This window comes from Actinomyces sp. oral taxon 169 (assembly GCF_013394715.1).
In the GTDB taxonomy this organism is placed as follows: domain Bacteria; phylum Actinomycetota; class Actinomycetes; order Actinomycetales; family Actinomycetaceae; genus Actinomyces.
This window is the reverse complement of the sequence record NZ_CP058259.1, coordinates 2,106,767-2,133,639: the sequence shown is the minus strand read 5'-3', so window position 1 is coordinate 2,133,639 and position 26,873 is coordinate 2,106,767. Positions and strand designations below refer to the sequence as shown.

The window sequence follows — 26,873 nt, the reverse complement described above, 5'->3', positions numbered from 1 at the left end:
ACCCTGATCTTCGTCAGAGTGGTGACGCGGGGCCGCAGATAACAGGATGATTACGTTCTTGTGGCTCCGGGTGGGTGTTTGTCCACCGTTGGTGATGTGAGAAGGTTTTGGTGGGTCTTCGTAGTGCTCCGGGCGCTTTTGGTGTTGTCAACCCGTTTGTGTGGGGGCGGCCGGCGGGGTCCTTACAGTTTCCACCGGAGGCCTGGCAGCGGGTGCAATGGGCCTGGCAGAGGTGGTTGAGCCGTCACGAGGGGCTGGCCCGGGGGCTGTTACGGCTGTCTCGGATCAGTCAGCGCATCACGATCGTGTTGCTGGTGGTGGCTGTGCTGGTGGTGCCGCGCCTGGCTGCTGCGATGGTGCCGACGCTCTGGATGCTGGCCTGTCTGGGGGTGATGGTGCTGCTGTCACGCACTCGCACCATCTCGTGGCGGGCGGTGAGTGTCATGTTCTCGGTGAGTGTGCCGTGGGCGCTGGTGGTGGCCAAGGCTACGGAGCTGGTTGCCGCCAGTGGCGGGATGTCGACGAGTGACGACGGAACGAGCATTGCTCTGGCGGCCTTTGTTGAGGAGCCGGGCAAGCTGGTGCCGCTGGTGGTGGTGGCTTTGGTGGCACCGGGGCGGGCGCGGCGCCTGGCGGCGGTGGACTGGGCGTTGCTGGGTTACGCGGCCGGGGCGGGTTTCACTGCGGCTGAGGACGGCGCCAGGCGTCTAGCGCCTCAGGGGATGCTGGCTTCTTTGCTGGGTGGTGATAAGGGTCTGGACTACTCGCTCAACGCCTGGACGGCCGGGTCCTTCCGCCTGTGGAACAGTGACGGTCTGTTAGGTCGGTTCATGGCCGGCGGGGGGCCGAGCCCGCTGGCGGTGGGTCATCACGTGTCCACGATGACGGTGGCGATGGCGGTCGGCTTGGGGATCGTCCTGTGGCGCACCGGTAGGCCGCTGGGGCGGGTGGTGGCCTGGGTGCTGCCTGCCGTAGCGCTGGTGCAGGTGGTGGTGGATCACGCGGCCTACAACGCCTCGGTGGCCTCCTTGACCTCGGTGTCCTGGCTGGACTCGGACGACCCGGTCGTCTACTGGCTGGGTGCGGTGTGGCAGGTCTCGGGGCGGGGCAACAATGCGATCGCCTACTCGGTGGTGCTGTTCGGCCTGTGCCTGCTGGCCGATGCCCGCAGGCGCCTGCGCACCGGAGCCCTGGGGGTCACTGCTGGCGAGGCGCCCAGGGTGCCCTCCGTGACGGCGATCGGGGGACCGGCTTTTGTGCGGGCTCCGATCGAGGCGGCCGTGGCCCTGGTAGTGCTGTCCTACAGTGACTTGGTCGTTATCGCCCGTGGCTACGCCGACCGGCGCATGACCCGCTCCCAGCGCATGATCGAGGGCCGTCTGACCGCTGCTCAGGTGATGGAAACGCGCCGTGACGCCATGGCGGCCACCACCCCCGGGTTCGAACCCGCGGCACGCCGCGTCTTCGCTCTCATCACAATCGTGGTCTCGGCCCTCATAGGGCTGGTGTGTCTGTGGTGCGGTGTGGTGGTTGCTCAGGCGATTGGCTCGTCGCTGCTGTTCGGCGGCAGTGACTCTGGGTTCTTCGCCGGCCTGCTCGACGAGCTGGCGACGTGGTGGGACTCCCTGGGGCCGACAGGCCAGCTCCTGGTCACGGCGCTGGGTGTGATGCTGCTGATGTCAGCCGGTTCCACCTTCGCCCTGGCTATGGGAGCCGTCGGAGTCCTGACCTGGGCCGCGGCCCACGGCCACGGCCTAGCCTCCTTCATCCACAACCCTGCAGCGGCGACCTCCTCATACCTCAGCAACGTCACCGCAGGCCAGCTAGCCTGGGACCTGTTCGACTTCGCTCTGACCTTCATCCCAGGCTCAGTACTCGGGGCCGGCGCCCACACCATCGCCCGCACCACCGCCAGGGACATGGCCGCCAGCCGCACCGCCCTGAGACAAGGAGGCAAGAAAGCAGCCCAAGCCACCGAACAAGCAGCAGCCAGAGCCCAAGCCAGGCCAGCTGCTGCAGGAAGCAGAGGCGCCCCACCAAAGAAAAACGGAAGTCACGCTCACAGCCGAAACAAGCCACGCCCCGGAGGTCCGTTCCCCGACGTTCAGAGCATGCGAGGACGCCCCGCCGATGACATTCTCGATATCATTCCGGATGATTGGGTTGTTGGTACACCCAAGAAAGAACCCAATGGGATTAAATTTGAGAATCCTCATGTTCGAGGGGAAGTAATTATGTATGAACCCGGCTGGCCGGATGCGTGGGATCCGGTTCACGCTGGACCATATCTTCGAGTTTCTGAGGGTGGACGAAAGTATAGGATTCCACTGAAAGGAAATCCGGCATTATGAATCATTCTACTGTTGCCGAAGTGCTTTTTATGGGAATGGAAGGAGAGACAAGTGGGCTGGAAGTACTCACTACTGTTCAGTCTATGGAGAGTCTCGATGAATATGCTGCCTTGCAAAGAGCGTGTGAGATTCTTGAGTACCTAACTGCTCACGCCATGATCGATGTGTGGCTGGGAGATCCTGTAACCCGAGATCCACTTCCGCGACCTGGCGACCCCAAGGGGGTTCAGTTGATTACGCCTGAGCGGATCAAAGATATCGTCACCTCTGACGATGACCGAATGTTGGTTTATGACACCACTGCCCGCGGTGAGCCCTTGGTTGAGGCTGAGATGGGGATCAAGAGAGCTCAACGCGAGAACGACCTACACCAGAACATCTGATCTCACGGAAGTCGGAGACTAACCGTTCTACTGCCCCCCAAGCTTCCAGGCTCTCCAGCAAGCCATCGACAACCTCTAGACACTAAGGGGCAACCATGACCACCCATCCTCCCACGTCAGGCTTCCGGGCCTACCCCACCGAGCAGGCAGTGGCCATCATCCGTGCGATCGCCGAGCACAGATGGCCCATGACCATCAACGAGGCATTTGCCCTCCGAGACCGGTTCAACTGGAAGCCAGCTCCAGACAATGGCAGATTCTTCACTACCGCAGTCAGCAACGGCGAAGAGGATGGTTATATCGGATGTGACGTCAAAAACAGTGACCTGGTTTCGAGGTTTGATATCAACCTAACTACCCGACTTTCACAGGATGCCCCTCCCGAGTTAGAGCAGATAATCTATTCGAGCTACTCCTCTTATGTCAATGCACTAAATATTCAGTACGGTGAAGGAAGTTCGAAAACTCATGACGGAATCATCTCCACGAGATGGCAATTATCTTCGAGGGTGAAGATAGCAATTGCTGGCTCTCGACGATTGATAGGAGTAACCATCGAGTTTCCTGCGATGTTGGATCTGACTGAGGCTGAGCAGCGCTACTTTGATGAGGGCGGAGAGCTCTAAGACGCCTCCATGCCTTACTGGCGTGAGGTCGTCGGAGGCTGTGTCACCACTTAGGTGGGCCGTATCTCGACATCTTCTCGAATCCTCTTCGGTTCTCAGTGAGCGTACTCGTGATGGACGGCGGGCATTACCCGAGCAGGTCCTCGCGATCGGGGTCGTCACCACGTCCTTAACCATGTAGCCATGGTGCGTCTGGTGCGGGTCGCCCAGGACATTGGCTCCTCCCTGCTGTTCGGCGGCAGTGACTCTGGGTTCTTCGTCGGCCTGCTTGATGAGCTGGCGGCGTGGTGGGACTCCCTGGGGCCGACGGGCCAGCTCCTGGTCACGGCTCTGGGTGTGATGCTGCTGATGTCAGCTGGTTCCACTTTCGCCCTGGCTATGGGGGCTGTAGGAGTCCTGACCTGGGCCGCGGCCCACGGCCACGGCCTGGCCTCCTTCATCCACAACCCTGCGGCGGCGACCTCCTCATACCTTAGCAACGTCACCGCAGGCCAGTTAGCCTGGGACCTGTTCGACTTCGCTCTGACCTTCATCCCAGGCTCAGTTTTCGGGGCCGGCGCCCACACTATCGCCCGCACCACCGCCAGGGACATGGCCGCCAGCCGCACCGCCCTGAGACAAGGAGGAAAAAACAGTCCAAGCCACCGAACAAGCAACAGCCAGAACCGAAGCTCGACACGTCGCAGAATCGTAAGCAGCACACGCACGAGCCGTGCAAAGAGGAAAGGAAGTCACAAGTAGGAAACGATACTCTGCAAAAACCGTATCCTCCGATTCCGTTGACGGTTCTGATGATGCTCTCAGCGGATGGAGTCAGAGTAGGCGACCAAGCGGGTTTCAATCCCCCAACGTCGACGAAGTTCTTCGAGTTACCGACGAAATGGGGTACCCCAGAACACCTCATGGGTTAGACCAGGGAGTACCTGGGCGATACAACGGCTCTCACGCAGAGAGACAGAAAGCTCTGCGAGCAATAGACACAGGTCTAGGAATTTCCAAAGATATGTGCGAGGACTGTGGTGGATGGTTTAGGAGCTACGCCCATCATACGCAGAAAACATGGCATGTGACCGACCCTAACGGAACATAGGTTTTCAAACCTGACGGCACCATAATCACACCCGACGGAAATGTTGTCCCGCCCAGCACGCCATTACCTGAGTCGTACTTTAAGTAACAATGCAAGAACAAGAAAGGCATATAGATCATGGACTACAACTCACTTCAGAAAGAAATCCAGGGAGCCCGCACCGAACTGACCAAAAACAACAAAGGAATACTGTCGATTGGGGCAAGAATGCGACTCTGGGAGGCGATGATTGATGCCAACCAGCCAGAGGCCTCTTACCGCCGCAGAACTTATCTAGATATGCTATGTATACGTAAAGTTCAATATATTTGGGAACAGACATTCAGGGGGTGCCCAGACATTGATGAAATGCTATCACTAGCCGCTTCGTTAACTGAAAATCGAGTGGATGCAGATGACGCCGAAAGATCTGCATATCGCTTTTTTCAAAGCCTAGGAAATGACGCAACTAATCCCGAGAATGACAAAGCAATTTTTGTTGCGAACGCAGCGCAGCACATGGTGATCTCGGCATGCCATCGAGATCCATACTATGTTATTGACGAAGAGTTGGAGGATGACGACGAGCTCCTGCCGGACTCCTTGGACTGCAGTTATGTGTGCGCGTGCGCGGTTGCGGGTGGCATGAATTGGAGGCCTGCCGATGAGGTTGACGTTGAAGCGCGTCGGGCTTTCTGGCTGTGGTACCTTAATGAAGCCGTTCCATCAGTCCTCGAAAATTAAGTAAACTCTGCAAGACAGGTTGCCAAACAATAGGCGGACGGTGCTTGGAGATGAATCAGTCTATTTCGACAACTAAAGCCAAGCGGTTCCGCACCTACTCTACTGAAGAGGGGGTGGCGATCATCCGCACCATCGCCGAGCATAGATGGCCCATGACCATCAACGAGGCTTTCGCCCTACGAGACCAATTCGGCTGGAAACCAGCGCCGGACGATGGACGCTTTTTCGTCACCGCAGTCAGTGGCGGCGAAGAAGATGGAAACATTGGCCTGGATCCTAACGATCGGTCTATCGCTTCTGAAATTAACTTCAATCTGACTACCCGGCTTTACAGTGATGCAGAACCTCAGGTCGATCGCATTATTCGCTCACAGTATAAGGCCTATGTTGATGCACTCAACAGTCTGTACGGTCAAAGCAGTACGGAGTCGAGCGCTGTCGGAGCCTTGAACGTGTGGAATCTACGCTCCCGTGTCAGTATTGTTCTCGGAGGTACTCGCAGGTTCATTGATGTTGTTATCGAGTCTCCTGCAATGATGGATCTGACTGAGGCTGAGCAGCGTTACTTCGATGAGGGTGGAGAACTCTAAGGCGCCTCCACAGTTGACTGGTGCGACCTCTAAGAAATGCGCGAGTGCGGAGTTGTGCTCATCGATATGTGTGGCTGTGGACGCTGTGGAGCGTGACTATCGTCCGTTGGGTTGAGCGTGAGCCAGGGTAATCTGGAGATGATGTCGCCGCCCCTGATCGCGTCAGGTGCTGGGTGACTTCGGTGCCGGCTCAGTCCGTCTCGGCGCCCGGGATCAGGGTCTCGAGCGGTTCGCCGGAGAAGTAGATCCGCAGGGACAGCGCCTCCAGCATCGTTGTGTCGCCCGGCCGGTCGTGATGGCAGTCCGTGAGGCTCTCGGCGGTGTGGCCCTCGGGTTCGGCGGCCGTGGTCCTGACCTCCTTGACCTCGCCGGAGCCGTCCGTCTCGATGATGACGTCGGCCTGGGTGTCCTGGGGGCTTCGGCTCACGCGCCGTGCCTGGGAGAAGGGTGCTGTGTGAGGCTGGGGGACCGCCCAGGTCGAGTCCCAGGCCAGGTGCCAGTCGGTCCCGCGTCCCTCGGGCAGGACGACGTCGACCTGGTCCAGGGCGCCGTTGATGACCACGAGCATGTCGTCGTCGTTCCAGGGGTGGCCCGAGCGCAGCATCTGGACGACGCGAGTGTGCGGGTCGTGCCAGGAGTCCCCGTCCATCGGTGCGGCATCCGCCCGGTACCAGGCCAGATCCGCGATCGCGTCGCCTTCCAAGACCTGCCCGGTCGCGAAGCGCGAGGGGCGCACCACCGGGTGGCTGTGGCGCTGGTGGATGAGGAAGCGCGTCGTGGCGACCAGGTCGCGCTGCCAGACCTCCAGGTTCCAGTCCACCCAGGAGAGCACGGAGTCCTGGCAGTAGCAGTTGTTGTTGCCCTGCTGAGTGCGTCCCATCTCGTCGCCGGCCACCAGCATGGGGGTCCCGGCGCTCAACAGCACGGTGGCCAGCAGGTTGCGCATCGACCGGCGGCGCAGCACCTCGATCGGGCCACCGTTGATGCCCTCGACGACGTCCCCCTCGAAACCGTGGTTCCAGGAGCGGTTGTTGGAGTTGCCGTCCCGGTTGTCCTCCTTGTTGGCCAGATTGTGCTTGTGGTCGTAGACCACCAGGTCGCGCAGGGTGAAGCCGTCGTGCGCGGCCACGAAGTTGACCGAGCCCAGCGGGCCGCGACCGCCGGGGAACTCCCCGTGGCTGAACAGGTCCGCACTGCCCGACAGGCGCGTGGCCAGGTCTCGCAGGTCCGAGCCCAGACGGCCCTTGGAGATCTCCGAGGCGTCATGCAGCCAGAAGGAGCGCGTGGTGTCGCGGAAGTGGTCGTTCCAGTCCTGGAAGGGCTCGGGGAACTGGCCGGTGCGCCAGCCGCCGGGCCCCACGTCCCAGGGCTCGCTGATGAGCTTGACCGTGCTGAGCACCGGGTCCGTGGCGATCGCCGTGAGCAGCGGGTGACGCGGCGAGAACTCCGCGGCGTGGCGCCCCAGGGTGGTGGCCAGGTCGAAGCGGAAGCCGTCGACACCGACCTCAGTGACCCAGTAGCGCAGCGAGTCCAGAACCAGCCGGATCGCACCCGTGGCCCGGAAGTCCACCGTGTTGCCGGTGCCGGTGACATCCATGTACTGCGCCGGCAGATAGGGGGCGTGCAGGTAGTAGTCCAGGTTGTCCAGGCCGCGCAGGCTCAAGGAGGGGCCATCGACACCGCCCTCGCAGGTGTGGTTGTAGACGACGTCGAGCACGACCTCCAGGCCGGCCTCGTGGAGCATGGAGACCATGCCGCGGACCTCGTCCAGGACCGCCTGCGGGCCGGCCGCACGCGCCGCGGCCGTGGCGTAAGAGGGCTCGGGCGCGAAGTAGCTCAGCGTGGAGTAGCCCCAGTAGTTGCTCAGGCCCCGCTTGGTCAGGAAGGGCTCGCTCACCGAGGCGTGGATCGGCAGCAGCTCGATCGTGGTGATCCCCAGGGCCTTGAGGTGCTCGACCGTCACCGAGTGGGCCAGCCCCGCGTAGGTGCCGCGCAGCTCCTCGGGCACCCCAGGCAGCTGATAGGTCAGGCCCTTGACATGGGCCTCATAGATGACGGCGCGCTCACGGGGCACACGCGGGCCCGGAACCACCGGGAAGGTGTCACCGGTGACCACGCCGACGGCGGTGCTGCCGGCCGAGTCCAGGCGCGAGGGCCTCCACGGCTCGGCCGCAGGGACCAGATCATCGGTGACCTCATGAGCGTAGACGGCCGGCCCCAGATCCACATGGCCGTCCAGCGCCCGGGCGTAGGGGTCCAGCAGCAGCTTGCGGGGGTTGTAGAGCAGACCCTCGTGCGGGTTCCAGGGGCCGTGGGCGCGGTAGCCGTAGCGCTGACCGACACCGACGCCGGGGACGTGCGCGCTCCACAGGCCCCGCGAGGGCCCGTGCATCCCGATCCGGGTCTCCTCCACCACGGCGCCGTCGGCACCCATGGTCAGCAGGCACAGGTCCACGGCCGTGGCGTGCGGGGCGTGGACCGCGAAATCCGCGCCGTCTCCGTTCAGGGTGACGCCCAGCCCGTGGTCGGGAGCTGCGGGCAGGTCGGCGCGCGGTGCTGGAGCGGGCTCTGGCGTCGAAGGCATGGGCCCATTGTCCTGGCGGCCGCTGGTTGCTACCACTTGAAGGGACGTGAGGTCTCCCTCGTGGGAGTGCGCCCCGTCGCGTTCAACCCACCCGCCGTGACTGCCTCGTCATCATCGCGTCGTCTTCATTCTTGTCCTGACGCCGTGTCAGGGTGACTGAGCGCTCAGTGGCGAGATGCCGCTGTTATGGCAACCTTGAGCCCATGAGAATCGTGGTCTGCATCAAGCACGTTCCTGACGTCCAGTCCGAGCGTCGCATCGAGGACGGTCGCCTCGTGCGCGGTGAGGAGGACGTCCTCAACGAGCTCGACGAGAACGCCGTCGAGGCCGCTGTCTGTCTGGCCGAGGAGGCCGACGGCGAGGTCATCGCCCTGACCATGGGGCCGGAGGATGCTGAGGACGGGGTGCGTCGCGCCCTGCAGATGGGGGCCGACTCCGGGGTCGTCGTCGCCGACGATGACCTGGCCGGTGCCGACGTCGTCACCACCGCCCGGGTCCTGGCCGCCGCCATCGAGCGTATTGGCGAGGTCGACTTGGTCGTCACCGGAATGGCCTCCCTGGACTCCATGACCTCCATGCTGCCCGGCGCCCTGGCCGCCGCCCTGCACCTTCCGGCACTGACGCTGGCCAACCGGCTCGAGGTCGACGGCGGCGCCGTGACCGTCACCCGCACCGTGGGCACCGTCCGCGAGGTCCTCAGTGCGCCGCTGCCCGCTCTCGTCAGCGTCACCGACCAGGCCAACGAGCCCCGCTACCCCAACTTCGCCGCCATGCGCGCCGCGAAGAAGAAGCCCATCGACTTCTGGGACGCCTCCGAGCTCGGCCTCCAGGCCGCTGAGCCGGCCGTCGCCGTCGTCGACGACGAGGCCCGACCCGCCCGTGAGGCCGGCATCATCCGCACCGACGCCGGAGAGGCGGGCCGCGAGCTCGCCGCCTGGCTCGTGGAGAACAAGCTCGTCTGACGGCCGGCCGCAGCGCCCGCCCACGTCCCGGCAGGGGCGCTGGACGCCGTCGCGCCGCCCGTCCGCCTCCTACCACTCGCGAAAGAAGCTGATTCCCATGCTCGATGCCCCTCTGCTCGTCCTCGTCGACCTCGAGACCACCGAGGCCGCCCCCACCGGCCCCAGCCTGGAGCTGCTCACCGCCGCCCGGGAGCTGACCGGCGGCGACGTCGTCGCCCTGGCCCTCCAGCCCCTGGGTGAGGCCGCCTCAGCGGCCCTGGCCGGCGCCGGAGCCACCCGCCTGCTGTCCGCCGACCTGGGTGAGGCCGCCCACCTGCCCGCCACCGCAGCCGACGCCGTTGTGGCGGCCGTCGGCGCCGTCCAGCCCGCCGCGGTCTTGGTCGTCTCCGACTACCGTGGCAAGGAGCTGGCCGGACGGGCCGCCGTCGTGCTCGGCTCGGCCTGCGTCTCCGACGTCACCGCCCTGGAGGCCGCCGGTACCGAGCTGCGCGCCTCCAAGCTGGTCCTGTCGGGCTCCTGGTCCACCACCGTCGGCGTCGCCGCGGGCGGCAACGCGCCGATCATCGCCGTGCGCCCCGGGATCGCCGAGGTCGCTGCGGTCGAGGGCGCGCCCCTGACGGCCGAGGCCCTCGAGGTTCCCGTCAGCGCCGAGGCCGCCGCCGTGCGCCTCGTCTCGCGCGAGGCCACCTCCGTGGCCTCCGGTCCCGCCCTGAGCGAGGCGCGCACCGTCGTCGTGGGCGGCCGCGGCGTGGACGGCGACTTCGACCTGGTCCGCTCCCTGGCCCAGCCGCTCGACGCCGCGGTGGGAGCCACCCGCGTGGCCTGCGACGAGGGCTGGATCGAGCGCAGCGCCCAGATCGGTCAGACCGGTGAGACCATCTCCCCGCGCCTGTACATCGGTCTGGGCGTCTCCGGCGCCGTCCACCACACCAGCGGCATCCAGGGGGCCGGCACCGTCGTCGCCATCTGCGACGACTCCGAGGCCCCGATCTTCGAGATGGCCGACTTCGGCGTCGTCGGCGACGTCACCGAGGTCGTGCCCCAGCTCGTCGAGGAGCTCGCCAGGCTGCGCGGCTGAGCTCGTCCTCAACGACATTGTGGGGGTGCCCCGTCGATGAGACGGGGCACCCCCACAACGCGCACGGGGCGTCAGCCCCTCCGGTGCCCCAGTCCGGTGACCGTGAAGCCGTCCTCACTGGGGGTGATGATGAGCCAGGACCCGTACTCGAGCTGGGCGCTGCGGTTGGGAAGCGGCTGCATCCAGGGCTTGGACTGATCCTCGGAGGTGATCGGGCACAGGATCGACCCCGGAGCCAGATCCTCAGAGATCACCATGGTCCCGAACAACGAGTCCTTGGGACCCGCCAGCAGGCAGGAGGCCACCTTGCCTCCCTTAGGCAGGTAGGCGCTGCGCGCCGTGGCGTCTCCGGCCTGCGTGGAGCCGGCCGGCTGATCCAGGGAGGAGAGCACCGCGGAGTCGACCTGGTCGGTGACCTTGTCGTCCTCCTTGGCGGCCAGGGCGTCGTAGACGGCCTGAACCTTGACCAGTGACGGGCGGTGGATGTCCTGGGTCGGAAGGTGGTAGACGACGTCGAACAGCTCCAGGGACTCACCGTCCCACTGAGCGGCGACGGCGGCCGTCCCCGAACCGGAGCAGGCCTTGCAGTCCATGTCCCCGGCGACCATGAGCTGGGGCATGTTGAACAGCACGGTCCCGCCCACGACGCGCAGGTTCTCCATATGGGTTGCCGGGGTGTAGCCGATCTCGTTGCTGCCTCCCATGATGAGGGAGCCGACCATCTGCTTGTCACCGTTGTAGGCGGCCATGACGTCGAAGGCCGCAGCGGTACCGCTGTTGCACTCCAGAACCGCGACCGTCACCGGGGAGGAGCCGAAGAAGCCCGGCTGCGCCTCCTTCAGCGCGACGGTGAAGTTGCTTCCGCCAGGGCCGTTGCCCGCCGCCGCGGTTGCGGTGCCGCTGGAGAAGGTGAGGCTGGTCTTGTCATTCTTCATCTTCTCGATCACCTGCGACTTCGTCGTGCCGCGGACCACGGAGGCGAAGCCGTCGGCGCAGACGCTTGGGACATCGAGGGTGGCGCCGCCCAGCTCCTCCAGGCTGGGGGCGGGCTTGGCTGCGGAGGTCGGGGCCGAGGTCGGCAGTGCCGTGGCACGGGTCGAGCTCGAGCCGGAGTCGAAGGTCATGACCGACGTCGTCGAGCCGTTGAAGACCACGACGTAGCCATCGCCGGCCGCCCAGGAGGTCACCGGGGTGGAGACCCGCCAGATCGTGCTCCCGTCGACCGGGTCGAGGGCGCGCAGCGAGTCCGGGTAGGCGATGACGAGAGCGCCTTTGCTCGTCTGCCAGCGGGGTACCACCTCGGTGCCCAAGGTGTTGAGGGCGCCCGCGCCCTCGGGGAGCTTGCTCGACCACAGCACACTGCTGCCGTCCAGGCCGGCCACCGTGACGCCGTCACTGACCACCCAGACGTCACGGCTCATCGGCAGGTTGACACTGACGAGTTTTCGGGGCGCCTCGACTCGGGTCGCCCACACCGGCTTGGAGCCGTCGAGCTTCAGCCCCGAGACCTTCTCCCGGTTGACGCTCACGGTTCCGTCGGAGCTGACTGCCAGGGGCGAGCCGCCCCCGGGGGTGTTGCTCAGCCGCACCGAGGCGGGTGCCGGTCCCTTTGCCGAGGTGCTCGGAGACGCAGGTGCGCCAGGAGTGGAGGGCGGGGCGGCGGAGGGAGCCGCGGGGCCCACGGGGTTCGTGGGGGCCATGCCATTGGGGATCTTCGAGGGTCCGCTCTGGGAGGGAGCGGCCGAGCGGGCGTCACTGGGCTGGGGCGCAACCGGTGAAGCCGGCGCCGTGGGTGCCTCGGCGGAGACGGTTGAGGGCTTGGCGGGGGAGTTGATCCCCGAGGCCAGATCGATGCTGATCTGGTCACCGCAGTCGAAGGTCTTCGCGTTCATCCGGCAGTCGAGGTACTGGCCCGCCAGATTGTCGGGAATGGGGACCTGCCAGGCGGCGTAGGACGACGATGAGCTCGGGTTCAAAGCCACCAGTGCCTCACGTCGATCAGCGATCACCCGCAGGATCGTCAGCTGCTTGCTGGTGATCGTCATGGTGCCGTTGGCGTCGAAGGGCGCCGCCGCGAGCTCCTTACCGATGTTGGACAGGTCCTGCTGCGCCTGGAGGATCGGGGCCGTGACCATGGAGAGCGGGTCGGAGCTGCGCGTCAGCGCCCAGATGCCTCCACCGCCGAGCGCCAGGACCAGGGCGACGACGACGCTGAGGATCCCGAGCCGTGCCCGACGGCGCCGCTGAGGCGGGGGCGGTGAAGCGAGGGCAGGAGGCCCCTGGGGCGGCGCCGCAGGCGGCGGGGTCGTGGATGAGGGGGCCTCCGGGGAAGGCGATTCGGGAGCAGAGGAGTCAGGAGCAGGGGAGTCAGGAGACGGAGACATAACCGCAGCCTAGAAGGAAATGGGCCGGCCGAGAGGCGGAATTAGATTCGTACCGATCGGTGAATAGGCTGCCTACTGTGCGGGCTCGTGTCCGGGGGAATGTGCCGTCATGTCCGTATCCGGCACAGCCCGGGTGGGACGTCAGGCGACGGGGTGGCTGGAGGACTGTGTGGAGGCGACGGTCGCCTGGGCCAGGACCTGATCGCCGTCGTCGCCGCCGTAGATGACCAGGCTCTGACCTGCGGCCACGCCACGCAGGGGTGTGGCCAGCTCGGCGTGTAGGAGCCCGCGCGCCGCATCGACGCGGACCCTCGCCGGGACCGGGCGGCCGTGGGCGCGCACCTGGACGCTGGCCTCCTGCCAGCCGACGGCGGGGGAGTCGTCAGAATCGGTGCCGCCGGTGTCGGGGCCGGTGGCGAGAGGCTCGGGGTCGGCGAGCAGAACGAGCCCGTCGCCGTCGACCACGGTGCGGCTGAGCAGTTCCTCGGGGCCGACGACGACCTCGTTGGTGGCCGGGCGCGTCTCGATGACGTAGCGGGGGCGACCGTCCTCGGCCGGGCGGGACAGGCCCAGGCCCTTGCGCTGGCCGACGGTGAAGCCGAAATAGCCCTGGTGGGTGCCCAGGACCTCGCCGTCGGGGGAGACCATGGCGCCCTCGTGGGCGCCGAGTGAGCGGGTCAGGAAACCGCGGGTGTCGCCGTCGGCCACGAAGCAGATGTCGTAGGAGTCCGGCTTGGAGGCCACCGGCAGGCCCCGGGACTCGGCCTCGGCGCGCACCTGCGCCTTGGAGGGGGCATCCCCCAGGGGGAAGAGGGCCCGGGCCAGGCCCTCACGGCCGGAGACGGCCAGAACATAGGACTGGTCCTTGGCGGCGTCGACGGCGCGGCGCAGCGTGAGGCCCTCGGTGTCCCCGGGGCGGCCGGAGGAGGCGCCGCCGCTCAGGCGCGCGTAGTGGCCGGTGGCGACGGCGTCGAAGCCCAGGGCCAGGGCCCGCTCGAGGAGGGCGTCGAACTTGACGCGCTCGTTGCAGCGCACACAGGGATTGGGGGTGCGCCCGGCGCGGTACTCGTCGAGGAAGTCGGCCACGACCCGCTCCTCGAACTCCTCGGACAGGTCCCACACATAGAAGGGGATGCCCAGGATCTGGGCGGCCCAGCGGGCGTCGGCGGAGTCCTCGATGGAGCAGCAGCCGCGCGAGCCCGAACGGGTCTGGGCCCGGTTGCGGGTCAGGGCCATGTGGACGCCCACGACCTCATAGCCAGCGTCGACGGCGCGCGCCGCCGCCACGGCGGAGTCGACTCCACCGGACAGGGCGGCCAGGACGCGCACGAGGATCTCCTTCAGGCAGACGGGTAGCCGTTGCTACGGCCGTGGCAGGCTACCGCAGGTCGGTGGCGTCCAGGCAACCGGGGGAGCCCAGAGGGGCTGGAGGTGACCGGCAAAGAAGGCGCTGACGACGGAGATGTCATACCTGACGAGTGCGTCACTGGCACCGGCAACTTCGCCCGGGCCCTGCGCGATCAGCGTTGATGCCCAGGATTCTTCGTGTTCCGTCGGGGGAGTGCAAGCGCATTCTCAGTGAGGCGGGTGAGCATGTGACGGTAATGCCCAGGCACGTTCCAACAGCGCCCGACCAGCGGCATCATGCTGTTCGTCGGGCTCGACTCGACAAAGGTGTGGCAGTCCGTGTCAGTGTGCTCATGGTGCTCATGCCTCATCGTTCACGAAAGGAGCTGCGATGTCCGATGCGTGGTTGGCCTTCTTGGTTATTTTCGCCATGCTGATGGCGATCTGGCGGATAGCAGACAGTCGAGAGCGTCCGATGACGAAGAGCGAGCAGGAACGCATATTCTTCCGGCAGACCTACAGCCTGTCGATCGATCGCATGCTCTCGGAGAGCCCGCTGGATCGGGACGAGGTACGGCGCCTGCGTGACTCCGGGAGAAGCGACGGGAGTGCGCGAGCCATCAGGTACGTCCAAGAATGGGACCCCGTTCCTCGGGAGATCGCCGCCCAGTTCGTCGACCGCGTGTGAGAGGGGCGCGCTGGATCGAGAACTGTGTTCTCCGCCCAGGACGTACTTTTCCCCCAAACGACTGCTGACGGACGCCAGTCGTGTGGGGGACATCGCAGTCCTCGGTCACCAAGTACGTCCCCGATGGCCAAGAACTCGGGATCCAGAGCGGATGGCCAGCAGCATGGCGCTGCTGCGTGGCCGTTGAGGGGCGCTCAACGGGCGGCGAACTCATGACCGGCGCGAATGAGGTCCTTGAGCCAGTCGCTCTGCGCGGCCTCCATCGTCTTGACGACGACGTGGTGGTTCCACCTGTTGGCACTGACCTGGTCGACGCGATGGACGTGCGGATCCTCCATGGGACGATCGAGCCTCACGTTGAGGAACAGGGTGCCGTCGCCCGTCCTCTCATAGGCCCAGACCCACAGGAACTTCCGATTGACGGAGAAGCTCACCTGGGCCGTCAGGTGCTTGGTGACGGAACCGAGCGAGAGTGCGTAGGACTCGATCGCCGTGTACATGGCGGCCGACGCCGGCTTGCCGCCGAAGTCGCCGATCATCTTGTTGGAGGTGGCTGGCATGCGGAGCTCCTCGTGAGTCGTCGGACTGGATGCTGCTACAGGCGTGTCCCGGCCGCCTTGTGCGTCACCTTCCAGGCTCGCCTGGCCCCCTCCAGGGCGGCGGGCAGGGCGGCGAGCAGGCGCTCGACGTCGTCGGGGCCCGTCTCCCTACCCAGGGAGCAGCGCAGCGTGGAGCGGGCCGGACCCTCCTCAAAGCCCATCGCCAGGAGCACATGACTGGGCTGGGTGACCCCGGCGTGGCAGGCCGACCCCGCCGACGCATCGATCCCCGCCAGGTCCAGGGCCATGAGCAGTGCCTCGGCGTCGGCCTCCTCGAACCATAGGTGCGCCGTGGAGGCCACATGATCGGCACCCTCCGGCAACGTGGCGTGAACGCCCGCAAGCGCCCCGGCGCCCTCCAGGATCCGACGTCGCAGCGCCGCCAGCCGGGCCTCCTGCTCCTCCCGCTCGGCGACCGCCAGCTCCACAGCCAGGGCCAGCGCCCGGGCCGCCACCACGTCCTGAGTACCCGAGCGGAGCCCCCGCTCCTGACGGCCCCCGCCCGTGGCCGGCGTCAACGCCAGGTCGCGGCGAACCACCAGGGCCCCCACGCCCACCGGCGCCCCCAGCTTGTGGCCGCTCAGGCTCATCGCATCCAGCCCCCAGCCATGGAAGTCCACCGGAACCTTCCCCAGCGCCGCAACCACGTCGGAGTGGACGGGCACGTACCCGGCCTCGCCGGGACGTCCGCCGCCGCTGGCCTCACGCACGCGCGCCACCAGCGCCGCCATGTCCTGCACCACGCCGGTCTCATTGTTCGCCGTCATTACCGACACCAGGGACGCGGGGGAGTGGCCGGTACTGCCCGCCGGCGCCAGTGCTCGATCCACTGAGTCGAGCTCGACCCGCCCGGCGTCGTCAACCTCCAGCAGGCTCAGCCCCGCCCCCAGCTGGTCCACGGCGGTACGCGCCGAGTCCAGAACCGCAGGGTGCTCAATCGGAGAGACCACCAGCCTCCCGCCCGGCACCGCTCGCGCCCGCCCCGAGATCACCAGTGCATCGGCCTCAGTCCCACCGGAGGTCAGCAGCACCTCATGCGCATCCACTCCCAGGGCACTCGCCAGGCGGGCACGGGCCTGCGCCAGCAGTGCCCCCACCCGCCGGCCCGCAGTGTGCTGCGCACTCGGATTCGCCCAGCCCCCGAGCCCACTGGACAGGTCCTCGGTGACCTGCTGGGCGACCTCGGGACGGACCGGGGCCGAGGCGGCATGATCGAGGTAGGTGCGCACGCGCCCAGCCTAGACGGCGGCACCGGCGACCAGCATGGTCCGCACGCTGCCCCCGTACGACGTACCGAAACCAAACGGTTCTGACCCGCACAGATGTCAGCAGTCCTTAACCGGCTCGCCGTCAGAGCCATCCCACACGAGCGCTTTCCCTTGGCGTAACCTCTGCATTGATTCCTGTCCCATCCTCACGCGTCTCTGAGCCGCATGCCGCATCACCGAAGTCGACTTCCGGCTCACAGGCCAGCACAACAAGATCAAGCCTTGAACTCCAGACCCGCGGGACAAGCGAACCAGTTCCAGCAGACTGCAGTTCCCATCCGACCGTACAGTGCCCCGTATCTTGCACGATGACCATCTCCAGCCCCTACACCTAGTTCGAATTCCGGAGAATACGATATGCGAACCCAAATGGACATCGCCGTCATCGGCTCCAACATGGTTGGCCTCATCTCCTACCCACATCCTAAGCCCTGCCAAGCGAAGCCCCAGGATGCTGTTGACGTTCGTAGAGAATGTGAAGGAAAAAACACCAATGGCCTCCTCTCGCCTGATGATCTCCAGAATGTAGAAGAAGACATTGCCTCCTGTCGACTTATCGTCCTACAGGTCGAAATCCCCCTGAAGACTGCCTATGAGGCGATTGCCTTGGGGTGTAAGCACAACGTCCCTGTTCTGTTCAACCCTACTCCCGCTGACCCTAATCTCGAGTTGGCGCGAATCCGCGGCTGTAGTTACATCATTCTCAACAGCGCCGAACTATCGATGCTTACTCACATGCCGATAAGTACCTCTGAAGAGATTCGGAGAGCGGCCGACAGAATATGTGAGAACGACATCGACAACGTCATTGTAGTCCTCGAAGGTCAGGGCGTGCTGTGGGTTTCCAGCGCCGAAGCGCGGCTACTGCCTGCAGCTCCCACCATCACACTCGATACCACCAGCGCTCGCGACGCCTTCATTGGCTCCTTCGGCCACCACCTGCTAAGCACTGGCAGCGTGAAGCGATCTCTAGAGTTGGCAATTGCTTCACAGGTTCCTCTAGCAGAAGAGAGCTTTGAGTTTTCATCGCCGCCACTATCACGTTCCAAACTGTTGCTCGAGAAAAGTGGGCGCTTTAGTGTCTCCAAGAGTTTACTTAGAGGGGGTGATGAAAGTGAGAGTGGGGCGATACGGGTTCGGATTAGACTAATTGAAGGTCATATTCTATGGCAGTTCTTGACGATAATGTATGCAGTTGGGCTGATCCCTGTCGTCTGGATGCTCTTTGATTACAGTAGGGTGTTTTCCTGGGTTAAAGATTTGCGGGAGAGTGAGAGGGATTCTGCATTGTATAATTGGGGGAGTTCGTGGGGGCCTAGTGAATATCTTTCGAATTCAAGTCAGTTATTTGCCTTAGTCGGAGGAGTTCTTGCACTTACAGCGATAGCCGGGTCTCAGTTTGGTTCGATCGCCGATCGTCTAGGGCGTATTCTTACTGACCGCTGGAAGTCTGGGTTGGTGGCGCTTGCCATGACTTTGTTGTGCTGCATGGTTATTCTAGTTAATTTCATATGGTGGGTGGTTCCTCGCTCGTGGTCGGACCATGTCCTTGTGTTGGGTGGGATGTGTTTCAGTGTGCTTTGTGTGGCATCTCCGTGGATGCTGATTGCGGTTGTTCATGAGCCTGTAGTAGAGAAAATTAAATCTCGCTTCAGGAGGAAGAAAAGAGAGCTTGATGTCTTGTGGGAAGAATATAGGAAACACTCCGAAATCCGCGACCCTGCGGTGGGTGGCGATGCTTTCGGTGAGGTTGCGGAACTATATCCAAGTCCGGATCGGAGTAAGCTAGTTGTTTGGGCGCATCGACTTATCGTAAGTATTCCGCTGCTGTTCCTTGTGGTTGTTTATATTGCCGGGGTTTTGAGGGGTAGTGAGGGTCAGGTAAAGAGTCCTCCATCTTTATGGAATTTGATTGTCGCTGTAGCCGTGGCTGTGATACTGTCGGCGACTCTCGTGGTGTTTTGGCTATATTTTATGAGGATGGTGTATGCATTCTTCATGTTAAGCGAAAGGGTTGTTAATGGTGGTCGACGTAGGTGGGTGGATCGCCTGTTTCGAGGGCTCTTTGCTGTGCTCACATTGATTTATGGAGTGCCGTTAGTTGCGGGATCGTGTATTTTTGTTTGGCATGAGGTTGTTGCTGTTGAGAAATCGTATGTCTGGGCCTGGGTGGTGTCGATGCTTTCGGCTGCAGTGTCTCTAGGGATCTCCTTCTATTTTCTTGTATACTTTGCTGGTGATAAAAGGCGTTTATTTCGCCCAGTTTTGGTGTACCTTCCAAGAAGGTTGAGGGCTTGCGAGGTGGAGGTGATGGAGTTGGGTGGGTGTGTCGCCCTTGAATCCGAGATGACTCAGGGGGGGGGCGAAATAGAATTTAACTTATCGAATCTGTTGATGGGTTGGTGTTTCTGTTTTGAGGTGTCGATGCTTGGGTTTCGTGCTGAGAGGTTATCGACTTTGTGGGCAAAGTGCCTCAAGGGTGGTCTTGAACTCCTGTTTTATTCAGTCCTGTTGTGAATAAGTTGGATGCTTACGTGGTTCGTTGGTGACGATAATATGGGAATGTAGTTGCGTTTTTGAGGTGAGTTTATTGGTTCTGAGTTAACCGTCACTGCTCTGTCCATGGGCGTGCCCATGTGCGCCTCGAAGCAGGGGGTGGGAGAGTGAGCCCATGCGCACCGACCAGCTCGCCCTGTCCCGCTCCGCCACCGACCGCGACGCCGAGCGACGCAGCGAGCCCGGGCTGCTGGAGCGCCTCGCCGCCGACCCCGACACCCGCCTGCTACTGGTCGACGCCCGCGGCCGCGTCGCCCTGACCGGCCCCGCCATCCACCCCGACCTGCCCGACGATGGTCTCACCCCGCCCAGCCTCATCGGCAGCCCCGGCGCCACCGCCTGGGAGGGGCCCGGCACCCGCAGCGGCTGGGGCCTGCCCGACCTGCGCGTCGGCTACCTCGGAGCCTCGGCTCCCACTCGTTGCCCCGACCTGACCGTCCTCTACATGGGTCGCGAGCTCGCCGACGACGCATCCTCCGGCCCCGCCTGGATCGCCGTCGTCGTGCCCCAGGCCCTCGAGGTCCCCGACGCCCCCGAGCCGCCCGCCACCGGCTCCGACGCCGAGGGCACCGCCGTCGACCACCCCGACCTGCGCCGCCTGCTGGAGCGCTACCCGCTCTCCGCCCTGCGAGCCATGGGCGCCCAGATGACGGCCCGTGACGCCGGCCTGGCCACCACGGCCACCGCCCTGGCCGCCTGGCACGCCCGCTCCGCCTACTGCCCGAGCTGCGGCGGACGCACCTCGATCATCGAGGCCGGATGGGCCCGCCGCTGCTCCGACTGCGCCACCGTCCACTTCCCGCGCACCGACCCGGCCGTCATCATGGCGGTCACCGACACCTCCGACCGCCTCCTCCTTGTGCGCGGCGCCACCTGGGCTCCCCGGCGCTACTCGGTCGTGGCCGGTTTCGTCGAGGCCGGCGAGTCCGTTGAGGCCGCCGTGGCCCGGGAGGTGTGGGAGGAGACCGGGCTGCGCGTGGCCGACGTCGAGTACGTCGCCTCCCAGCCCTGGCCCTTCCCTCGCTCCCTCATGCTCGGCTGCCGCGCCCGCCTGGCTCCCGGCGAGGACCGGCCCCGCCCCGACGGCCAGGAGGTCGTCGAGGCCCGCCTGGTCTCCCGTGACGAGCTCACCGCGGCCGCGGACGAGGGCAGCATCCTCCTGCCCGGGCCCACATCCATCGCCCGACTCCTCATCGAGGACTGGTACGGCGGCCCCATCGTCAGCTGACGCCACCCCGCCCGGGCCAAGGACCGTCGATTCCTGTCACCGCTGCGTGGCAGGCTGGTCCCGATGAGCCCGACCACCCCCCACCCCGCCCCCCTCGACGCATCCAGGCTCCTGGAAGCCCTCGACCCCGACCAGCGCGAGGTCGCCGAGCACCTCGAAGGCCCCCTGTGCGTCCTGGCCGGCGCCGGCACCGGCAAGACCCGGGCCATCACCTACCGCATCGCCCACGGCGTGGCCACCGGTGCCTACCAGGCCACCCAGGTCCTGGCCGTGACCTTCACCGCCCGCGCCGCCGGCGAGATGCGCTCGCGCCTGGCCGACCTCGGCGTCCCCGGCGTCCAGGCCCGCACCTTCCACGCCGCCGCCCTGCGCCAGCTCACCTACTTCTGGCCCACCGCCATCGGCGGACGGCGCCCCGACATCCAGGCCCACAAGGCGCCCCTGGTCGGTGCCGCCGCCCGTCGCCTGGGCCTGCCCACCGACCGGGCCACCGTGCGGGACCTGGCCGCCGAGGTCGAGTGGGCCAAGGTCACCATGACTCTGCCCGAGGACTACGCCCAGGCCGCCGTCGCCGCCGGCCGCACCGGCGTGGCCGGGCAGGAGGCGGCCACCGTCGCCCAAGTCCTGTCCCTCTACGAGGAGGCCAAGAGTGAGCGCGGCGTTATCGACTTCGAGGACGTGCTCCTGCTGACCATCGGGATCCTCCTGGACCGCGAGGACGTCGCCGCCCAGGTGCGCGGCCAGTACAAGCACTTCGTCGTCGACGAGTACCAGGACGTCTCCCCGCTCCAGCAGCGCCTGCTGGACCTGTGGCTGGGCAGGCGCCGCCAGCTGTGCGTCGTCGGTGACGTCTCCCAGACCATCTACTCCTTCACCGGCGCCACGCCCGCGTTCCTCACCGGTTTCACCACCCGCTACGAGGGCGCGCGCACCGTGCGCCTGAGCCGCGACTACCGCTCCACCCCGCAGGTCGTCTCCCTGGCCAACCGGGTCCTGTCGCGCTCGCGGCGCGGGGGCGGCGGCCTGCACCTGCCCGCAGGCGCCGTCGAGCTGGTCGCCCAGCGGCCCAGCGGCCCCGCCGTGCGCTTCAAGACCTACGACGACGACATCGCCGAGGCCGAGGGCGCCGTCGCCCAGGTGCGCCGCCTGCAGGCCGCCGGGGTCCCCCTGAGCGAGATCGCGATCCTGTACCGCACCAACTCCCAGTCCGAGGTCTTCGAGCAGGCCCTGGCCGGAGCCCAGATCGGTTACCTCGTGCGCGGCGGCGAGCGCTTCTTCGAGCGTGAGGAGGTCAAGCGTGCCATGGCCGTCATCCTGGGGGCCGCCCGCACCGAGAAGGCCACCCTCACCGGCGACCTCGGCCAGGACGCGCGCACCGTCCTGGCCCGAGAGGGCTGGAGCGAGGAGCCGCCCGCCCCCCGCGGAGCCGTGCGCGAGCGCTGGGACGCCCTCAACGCCCTGGTGGCCCTGGCAGACGAGATGGCCCAGACCCGCGGCGCTGACCTCGACGCCTTCCACACCGAGCTGCGTGAGCGCGCCGACGCCCAGAACGCCCCCACCGTCGAGGGCGTCACCCTGTCCTCCCTGCACGCCGCCAAGGGCCTGGAGTGGGACGCCGTCATCCTCGCCGGCGTCTGCGAGGGCCTGCTGCCGATCTCCCTGGCCGAGGGGCAGGCCGCCATCGAGGAGGAGCGGCGCCTGCTCTACGTGGGCGTCACCCGCGCGCGCGAGCACCTCATCATCTCCTACGCCCGCGCCCGCAACGCCGGAGGGCGGGCCTCCCGCAAACCCTCCCGCTTCCTGGACGGCCTGTGGCCCACCGGCCACGGCAGCCGAGACGCCTCCCGGCACCAGGGCCGCCAAAGCGCCAAGGAACGCTCCCGACAGTCCGCCGCCGACTTCGAGGCCAACAACGACCCCCGCACCATCGCCCTGTTCGAGGAGCTGCGGGCCTGGCGCTCCCAGATCGCCAAGGAGAGGTCCAGGCCCGCCTACACGGTCTTCGCCGACGCCACCCTGCGGGACATCGCCGTCGTCAAACCCACCAGCCTGCCCCAGCTCTCCCTCATCCGCGGCGTGGGCGCCACCAAGCTTCAGGAATACGGAGGGCCGGTCCTGGCTCTTCTGCGCGATTTCGAGGCCAGGGACTGACCGGCCCGAGGCACTCCTGCCCGACGGCGGTCACAGCTGCGAGCACAGGCACTCGGGATGGCGCTCCCAGGCCCTGTGCCGCCCCCGGGGTTCCTGGCCCGTGACCTCCACCGAGTGCGTGGACCACCACGCGGCCGAGCCTGCGCTCGCCTCCCCGCCCGGTTCAGCCTCGTCCCCGGCGCGGTCGGCCCCGGAAGCCTGGGCCACCAGCGTGTCGATGACGGCCCGAGCCGTCGACGCCGCCGCCTCGTGCAGGACCAGGTGCTCGACCTCCGGCATGGGCAGGGTGCGCATCTGCGTGGCCAGCGCCGGCCAGCACGGGTCGGCGTCCCTCTCCCACAGGTTCAGACAGGTCGAGCACGGACCCTGACCGTTGAGTACCGGGCCGATGCGCACCCCCGCCTCGCCGACGACGACCGGCAGGTGCACCACGTCCTCCTGAGCGAGCCGGCGCGCGAGCAGCGGCTCGACCACGTGCGCGTCCACCGTCACCATGACATCGGGGCGGGTGCGCAACGGCGCCCGCGTCCGCAGGGCCGGGAAACGTGCCGACAGCAGCGGAGCCAGGCCCCCGTCCTGCGGGGACCGGGTGGACAGGATCGTGCCCACCCCAGCCTCCGCTAGCCACAGAGCCGCCTCCTGAGCCAGGGCGCTCACGCCGTGAACAGCCAGGACGGCCTGGGACAGGACCGCGCCACGGCCCTTGGCGTCGGCTCCCAACCGGTCCCAGTAGACGCCGTCGGCCCCGCCGAGCTCGCTGGTCGCCGAGGCCACTAGAACTCCCTGACGCTCAAGGTCGGCGACGATCTCACGCGCCCGCGCCACCGGCACCCGGCTGCGCCGGGCGGCCCGGTAGACGCCCGTGCTCTCCAGGTTGCGCGCGAACTCATCGAGCAGGCGCTGCTCGGCCAGGCTCAGGTCACTGACAATGGTGCGCCGCCCCGGACTCGTCCCGATCTGGCTGACGCCCTGCTGGCGCCACAGGATGGCGCACCCACCACGTACACGCATCGTGCCTCCTCACAGTCCTCCCGGAACGCGAAGGGGCGCCGGGAGCTCGACGTCCTGGCGAACGTGTCAGGACACGGTGCGACAGTGGCACGGGGCGCCTCCAAGCCACCAGAGGCAGTTGCCGGCCTGTGGATAACTGTCCCCGGCGGGGCGGCGGGAGTCACTTGGCCGAGCAGGTGGCCAGGCCGGAGGTGTCGCCAGAGGCGATCGCCTCGGTGGCCGTGACGGCCTCGTGCAGCGTACCGACGGCGAAGACCTGCATGCCCTTGGGCTCATGGCCCTTGACCTCGTCACAGTTGCTCGCCGGGGCCAGGAAGTACGTGGAGCCCGCCTTGCGGGCACCGGCCATCTTCTGCTGGATACCGCCGATAGGGCCGACCTGGCCGTTGATGTCGATCGTCCCGGTCCCGGAGATGTCCTTGCCCCCGGTCAGCGCCCCCGGGGTGATCTCGTCAACGACTCCCAGGGCGAACATCATGCCGGCACTGGGTCCGCCGACGTCGGACAGGCCGAAGGTGGCGTCCACCTTGCTGTCCACCGAGATCTTCAGGCTCAGCCCCAGCAGGGAACCGGTCGTCCCCTCCTGCGGGGCGATCGTGGTGAGCGCGGCGGCCACCTGCTGATCGCCGCGGCGCACCCCGAGGGTCACCCGAGTGCCTTCGGCAATGGTGGTCATGAGGTCCCGCAGCTGGGAGAAGGAGGTGATGGTCGTGGCCTGGCCGCCCTCAGGAGTGATGGTCTCCAGGACGTCCCCGGCCTGGACCTCGGTCGAGGTCTGCTGCTCGGCCACCTCGGTGACGGTCAGGTGCATGGCTCCGGCCTTGCCGGTCTCCACGAGCGCGGCGATGACGGCGGAGTCCTGCGAGGCGGTCATCTGGGCCTTGCCGGTCTCCTCGACCTGCTCGGCGCTCTGATCCTGCGGGCACACCTCGTTGCGGTCCACGATCCGCTTGTCCGCGGAGAACCAGGCGGCGATGAGGTCGGCGGTGGTCACCGGGTAACCGGGGCAGCCCGACACCGAGACCGTCGTCATCCGCAGGGCGCCCTGGGTCGGGTAGGTCTCGGTCCCCGAGACCTTCAGGACGTCCTGGCTCGACGACGAGCCGTTGTCCAGCACGTTCCAGGTCGGGCCGGGGGCCTCGATGACCACGTTGATCGGCACCGTGAAGACGGCGACGATGAGGGCCACCACCACCAGGACCGCCCCGACCGCCGCGGTGCGCCGCAGCCTGCGTCGGCGCCGGTCCTGTGGGGAGGGCCGCGCCTGCGGGGCCTCGGCGTGCTCGGCCTGGTCGAGCCGGTCATCCTCAGGCTCTGGGGCCGGCCGGGTGTCGTCAGGGGCGAGCGGGCCCGCGGCGTCGACGGCGTCGTGCTGGTCTGGGTGCGTCACGCGCTCATCATGCGACATCTTCCTGAGGAAGACGGGCAGATACCGACACGAACCCGGCACGAACTCGACACAGTGCCGGCACGGGGAGGACACGGGCCCGACCGGGACGGAGCGGGCACGCCATCGGCGAACGGAACATAGCCCCGGCACAGGAATGGGTGCGACCATAAGGCCGTTAGCGACAGTGTCCGGGCGCCCCAGACGGCCCGGACAGTGCCCAAGGACGACCCGGCGAGAGGAAACCCCGTGAGCGAGGACGCCTTCGACGAGCTCGAGAAGATGCTCGCATCACTGTTCGGCGAGCAGATGGCCTCCGACGCCGTCAGCGCCCTGCGCTCATCCGGGATGGATCCCAGCTCCATCGCCCAGATGCCGGGGGTGGGGGACATCTCCCAGCTCAGTCCCGCCCAGCTGCTGGCGATGCGCGCCCAGTTCCAGCAGATGTTCTCCGCCTCTACTGCCGAGCCGGTCAACTGGCAGATGGGCCAGGAGCTGGCCCTCCAGCAGGCGCGCGGCGACGGCGACCCCACGGTGACCGCCGCAGTCGCAGAGTCCACGCGCCAGGCCCTTCAGGTGGCCGACCTGTGGCTGGACACCGCCACCGAGTTCATGCCGGCGCCCGGGCAGCGGGAGGCCTGGAGCCGCAGCAGCTGGGTCGAGCGCACGCTGCCGGTGTGGAAGGACGTGTGCGCCCCGGTGGCCGAGGCCGTCACCACCGCCCTGGCCCGCACCCTGGAGAAGCAGATTCAGGAGATGCCGGCCGAGATGGGGCAGGCCGCCCAGCAGATGGGGGCGCTCGGGTCCATCATGCGCACCATGGCCGGCACGGCCTTCGGCCTCCAGATCGGCCAGGCCATCGGTGAGCTCGCCAAGGAGGCGCTGGGGGCCACCGACACCGGCCTGCCCCTGACCCGTGAGCCCGGTACGGCACTGGTTCCCGCCAACGTGGCCGCCTTCGCCGAGGGGCTGGAGGTCGATGAGGACGAGGCCCGTATGTTCCTGGCCGTGCGGGAGGCCGCCACCGCCCGCCTCTACGCCCACGTGCCCTGGCTGCGCGGGCAGGTGCTCCAGGCAGTGGTCGCCTACGCCCGTGAGATCCGCATCGACACCGAGACCCTGGAGTCCGCCGTGGCCCAGGTGGATCCCAACGATCCCGACGCCTTGCGCGAGGCCCTTGAGAGCGGGCTGTTCGCGCCCCAGGAGACGGCGGCCCAGCGCGAGGCCCTCGAGGACCTGGAGACGCTCCTGGCACTCGTTGAGGGCTGGGTCGAGGTGGTCACCGCCCGCGCCGCCGCACCGCACCTGCCCCACCTCATGGCACTGGCCGAGATGATGCGCCGGCGCCGGGCCCAGGGCGGCGCCGCCGAGCAGGTCTTCGCCCGCCTCATCGGCCTGACCTTCCGTCCCCGGCGGGCCCGGGAGGCCGCCGAGCTGTGGGCCCACCTGGGCGCCCAGGCCGGTGACGCCGAGCGCGACGCCTTCTGGAACCACCCCGACGTCATGCCCACGGCCTCCGAGCTCGCCAATCCCAAGGACTTCCTCACCATGCGGCGCATGGCTCAGGACATCGACGCCGAGATCGACGCTGACCTGGCCTCCCTGCTGGATGGGACCCTTGGGTACGCCGAGGGCGCCAAGGAGGCCGACGAGAACAGCCCCGAGGGGCTCGGGGACCGGAGCCCTGCCTCCGCCGACGCCGCCTCCCAGGAGCCCGACCAGTCAGCCGACCCCGCCTCGGCCGGCGCCGGGGGCGAGGACTCGCCCGGAGAGCCCGACGAGCAGGACCCGACCGGCACGGACAAGGACTGAGGCGCACGGGGCCACGCGGCGCCGGTGACCGGCGTCGCGTGCTCGCCCGACGGTG

Annotated in this window: 20 protein-coding genes; 13 read left to right on the top strand and 7 right to left on the bottom strand. The window is 66.6% G+C overall.

The annotated features are described in order from the left end of the window. Window positions 1-236: 236 nt before the first annotated feature. From HW274_RS09110 to HW274_RS09085, 6 genes are all read left to right on the top strand, one after another. Window positions 237-2,351: a hypothetical protein gene (locus tag HW274_RS09110; RefSeq protein ID WP_185988642.1), complete on the top strand. Its 2,115-nt coding sequence runs from the start codon at window positions 237-239 to the stop codon at window positions 2,349-2,351. Beyond that, window positions 2,348-2,734, top strand: a complete 387-nt coding sequence (locus HW274_RS09105) for a hypothetical protein (protein ID WP_185988641.1) — start codon at window positions 2,348-2,350, stop codon at window positions 2,732-2,734. Before HW274_RS09110 ends, HW274_RS09105 begins: the two co-directional genes overlap by 4 nt. A gap of 95 nt (window positions 2,735-2,829) precedes the next feature. Next, the gene (locus HW274_RS09100; RefSeq protein WP_185988640.1) at window positions 2,830-3,360 is read left to right on the top strand and encodes a DUF6301 family protein; all 531 of its coding nucleotides are present in this window, start codon (window positions 2,830-2,832) and stop codon (window positions 3,358-3,360) included. 183 nt (window positions 3,361-3,543) lie between these two features. After that, window positions 3,544-4,101, top strand: coding sequence for a hypothetical protein (locus tag HW274_RS09095; protein ID WP_185988639.1), 558 nt, complete (start codon window positions 3,544-3,546; stop codon window positions 4,099-4,101). Window positions 4,102-4,567: 466 nt separating this feature from the next. Beyond that, complete coding sequence (locus tag HW274_RS09090) at window positions 4,568-5,173, top strand: Imm5 family immunity protein (protein WP_260679044.1); 606 nt, start codon at window positions 4,568-4,570, stop codon at window positions 5,171-5,173. Window positions 5,174-5,223: 50 nt separating this feature from the next. Next, entirely contained in the window at window positions 5,224-5,763 is a 540-nt protein-coding gene (locus HW274_RS09085) for a DUF6301 family protein (protein WP_185988638.1), read from the top strand. 190 nt (window positions 5,764-5,953) lie between these two features. Here HW274_RS09085 and glgX read toward each other — a convergent pair whose 3' ends face one another. After that, window positions 5,954-8,347 (bottom strand): glycogen debranching protein GlgX, encoded by a 2,394-nt coding sequence (gene glgX, locus HW274_RS09080; RefSeq protein ID WP_185988637.1) that lies wholly within the window; start codon window positions 8,345-8,347, stop codon window positions 5,954-5,956. Between the two features lie 203 nt (window positions 8,348-8,550). Here glgX and HW274_RS09075 point away from each other — a divergent pair, with 203 nt between their 5' ends. Next, complete coding sequence (locus HW274_RS09075; RefSeq protein WP_075255060.1) at window positions 8,551-9,309, top strand: electron transfer flavoprotein subunit beta/FixA family protein; 759 nt, start codon at window positions 8,551-8,553, stop codon at window positions 9,307-9,309. Between the two features lie 97 nt (window positions 9,310-9,406). Then, window positions 9,407-10,387: an electron transfer flavoprotein subunit alpha/FixB family protein gene (locus HW274_RS09070; RefSeq protein WP_185988636.1), complete on the top strand. Its 981-nt coding sequence runs from the start codon at window positions 9,407-9,409 to the stop codon at window positions 10,385-10,387. Window positions 10,388-10,458: 71 nt separating this feature from the next. Here the strand turns inward: HW274_RS09070 and HW274_RS09065 are convergent, their stop codons facing one another. Next, window positions 10,459-12,771 (bottom strand): hypothetical protein, encoded by a 2,313-nt coding sequence (locus HW274_RS09065; RefSeq protein WP_185988635.1) that lies wholly within the window; start codon window positions 12,769-12,771, stop codon window positions 10,459-10,461. A gap of 141 nt (window positions 12,772-12,912) precedes the next feature. Beyond that, complete coding sequence (gene mnmA / locus HW274_RS09060) at window positions 12,913-14,100, bottom strand: tRNA 2-thiouridine(34) synthase MnmA (RefSeq protein WP_185988634.1); 1,188 nt, start codon at window positions 14,098-14,100, stop codon at window positions 12,913-12,915. Window positions 14,101-14,509: 409 nt separating this feature from the next. On the opposite strand from mnmA, the gene HW274_RS09055 reads away from it, so the two are divergent. Beyond that, complete coding sequence (locus HW274_RS09055) at window positions 14,510-14,806, top strand: hypothetical protein (RefSeq protein WP_185988633.1); 297 nt, start codon at window positions 14,510-14,512, stop codon at window positions 14,804-14,806. A gap of 194 nt (window positions 14,807-15,000) precedes the next feature. Here the strand turns inward: HW274_RS09055 and HW274_RS09050 are convergent, their stop codons facing one another. Both HW274_RS09050 and HW274_RS09045 read right to left on the bottom strand, forming a co-directional pair. Next, window positions 15,001-15,366: a DUF5655 domain-containing protein gene (locus HW274_RS09050; protein WP_075255055.1), complete on the bottom strand. Its 366-nt coding sequence runs from the start codon at window positions 15,364-15,366 to the stop codon at window positions 15,001-15,003. A gap of 35 nt (window positions 15,367-15,401) precedes the next feature. After that, window positions 15,402-16,634, bottom strand: a complete 1,233-nt coding sequence (locus HW274_RS09045) for a cysteine desulfurase family protein (protein ID WP_075255054.1) — start codon at window positions 16,632-16,634, stop codon at window positions 15,402-15,404. A gap of 408 nt (window positions 16,635-17,042) precedes the next feature. On the opposite strand from HW274_RS09045, the gene HW274_RS09040 reads away from it, so the two are divergent. The 3 genes from HW274_RS09040 to HW274_RS09030 all read left to right on the top strand — a co-directional run bounded on the left by HW274_RS09040 (window position 17,043) and on the right by HW274_RS09030 (window position 22,608). Continuing rightward, complete coding sequence (locus tag HW274_RS09040) at window positions 17,043-19,190, top strand: PfkB family carbohydrate kinase (protein WP_260679042.1); 2,148 nt, start codon at window positions 17,043-17,045, stop codon at window positions 19,188-19,190. A gap of 154 nt (window positions 19,191-19,344) precedes the next feature. Then, a complete protein-coding gene (gene nudC / locus HW274_RS09035; RefSeq protein ID WP_075255052.1) occupies window positions 19,345-20,457 on the top strand; it encodes an NAD(+) diphosphatase in 1,113 nt (370 codons plus the stop codon). Window positions 20,458-20,520: 63 nt separating this feature from the next. After that, complete coding sequence (locus tag HW274_RS09030; protein ID WP_185988631.1) at window positions 20,521-22,608, top strand: ATP-dependent helicase; 2,088 nt, start codon at window positions 20,521-20,523, stop codon at window positions 22,606-22,608. A gap of 30 nt (window positions 22,609-22,638) precedes the next feature. Here HW274_RS09030 and HW274_RS09025 read toward each other — a convergent pair whose 3' ends face one another. Together HW274_RS09025 and HW274_RS09020 are read right to left on the bottom strand one after the other, a co-directional pair. Then, window positions 22,639-23,619, bottom strand: a complete 981-nt coding sequence (locus HW274_RS09025) for a hypothetical protein (protein WP_185988630.1) — start codon at window positions 23,617-23,619, stop codon at window positions 22,639-22,641. A 160-nt stretch (window positions 23,620-23,779) separates the two neighbouring features. Further along, window positions 23,780-25,009: a PDZ domain-containing protein gene (locus HW274_RS09020; protein WP_075255070.1), complete on the bottom strand. Its 1,230-nt coding sequence runs from the start codon at window positions 25,007-25,009 to the stop codon at window positions 23,780-23,782. Window positions 25,010-25,255: 246 nt separating this feature from the next. On the opposite strand from HW274_RS09020, the gene HW274_RS09015 reads away from it, so the two are divergent. Further along, the gene (locus HW274_RS09015; RefSeq protein WP_075255049.1) at window positions 25,256-26,818 is read left to right on the top strand and encodes a zinc-dependent metalloprotease; all 1,563 of its coding nucleotides are present in this window, start codon (window positions 25,256-25,258) and stop codon (window positions 26,816-26,818) included. Window positions 26,819-26,873 lie beyond the last annotated feature (55 nt).

What these genes read in the sequence shown, in the direction of transcription:
- HW274_RS09050 (WP_075255055.1), bottom strand. Translation starts at nt 15,366, where the DNA reads ATGCCAGCCACCTCCAACAAGATGATCGGCGACTTCGGCGGCAAGCCG.
- nudC (WP_075255052.1), top strand. Translation starts at nt 19,345, where the DNA reads ATGCGCACCGACCAGCTCGCCCTGTCCCGCTCCGCCACCGACCGCGAC.
- HW274_RS09025 (WP_185988630.1), bottom strand. Translation starts at nt 23,619, where the DNA reads ATGCGTGTACGTGGTGGGTGCGCCATCCTGTGGCGCCAGCAGGGCGTC.
- HW274_RS09100 (WP_185988640.1), top strand. Translation starts at nt 2,830, where the DNA reads ATGACCACCCATCCTCCCACGTCAGGCTTCCGGGCCTACCCCACCGAG.
- HW274_RS09065 (WP_185988635.1), bottom strand. Translation starts at nt 12,771, where the DNA reads ATGTCTCCGTCTCCTGACTCCCCTGCTCCTGACTCCTCTGCTCCCGAA.
- HW274_RS09055 (WP_185988633.1), top strand. Translation starts at nt 14,510, where the DNA reads ATGTCCGATGCGTGGTTGGCCTTCTTGGTTATTTTCGCCATGCTGATG.
- HW274_RS09075 (WP_075255060.1), top strand. Translation starts at nt 8,551, where the DNA reads ATGAGAATCGTGGTCTGCATCAAGCACGTTCCTGACGTCCAGTCCGAG.
- HW274_RS09030 (WP_185988631.1), top strand. Translation starts at nt 20,521, where the DNA reads ATGAGCCCGACCACCCCCCACCCCGCCCCCCTCGACGCATCCAGGCTC.
- HW274_RS09040 (WP_260679042.1), top strand. Translation starts at nt 17,043, where the DNA reads ATGGACATCGCCGTCATCGGCTCCAACATGGTTGGCCTCATCTCCTAC.
- HW274_RS09085 (WP_185988638.1), top strand. Translation starts at nt 5,224, where the DNA reads ATGAATCAGTCTATTTCGACAACTAAAGCCAAGCGGTTCCGCACCTAC.
- glgX (WP_185988637.1), bottom strand. Translation starts at nt 8,347, where the DNA reads ATGCCTTCGACGCCAGAGCCCGCTCCAGCACCGCGCGCCGACCTGCCC.
- HW274_RS09095 (WP_185988639.1), top strand. Translation starts at nt 3,544, where the DNA reads ATGGTGCGTCTGGTGCGGGTCGCCCAGGACATTGGCTCCTCCCTGCTG.
- HW274_RS09105 (WP_185988641.1), top strand. Translation starts at nt 2,348, where the DNA reads ATGAATCATTCTACTGTTGCCGAAGTGCTTTTTATGGGAATGGAAGGA.
- HW274_RS09090 (WP_260679044.1), top strand. Translation starts at nt 4,568, where the DNA reads ATGGACTACAACTCACTTCAGAAAGAAATCCAGGGAGCCCGCACCGAA.
- HW274_RS09070 (WP_185988636.1), top strand. Translation starts at nt 9,407, where the DNA reads ATGCTCGATGCCCCTCTGCTCGTCCTCGTCGACCTCGAGACCACCGAG.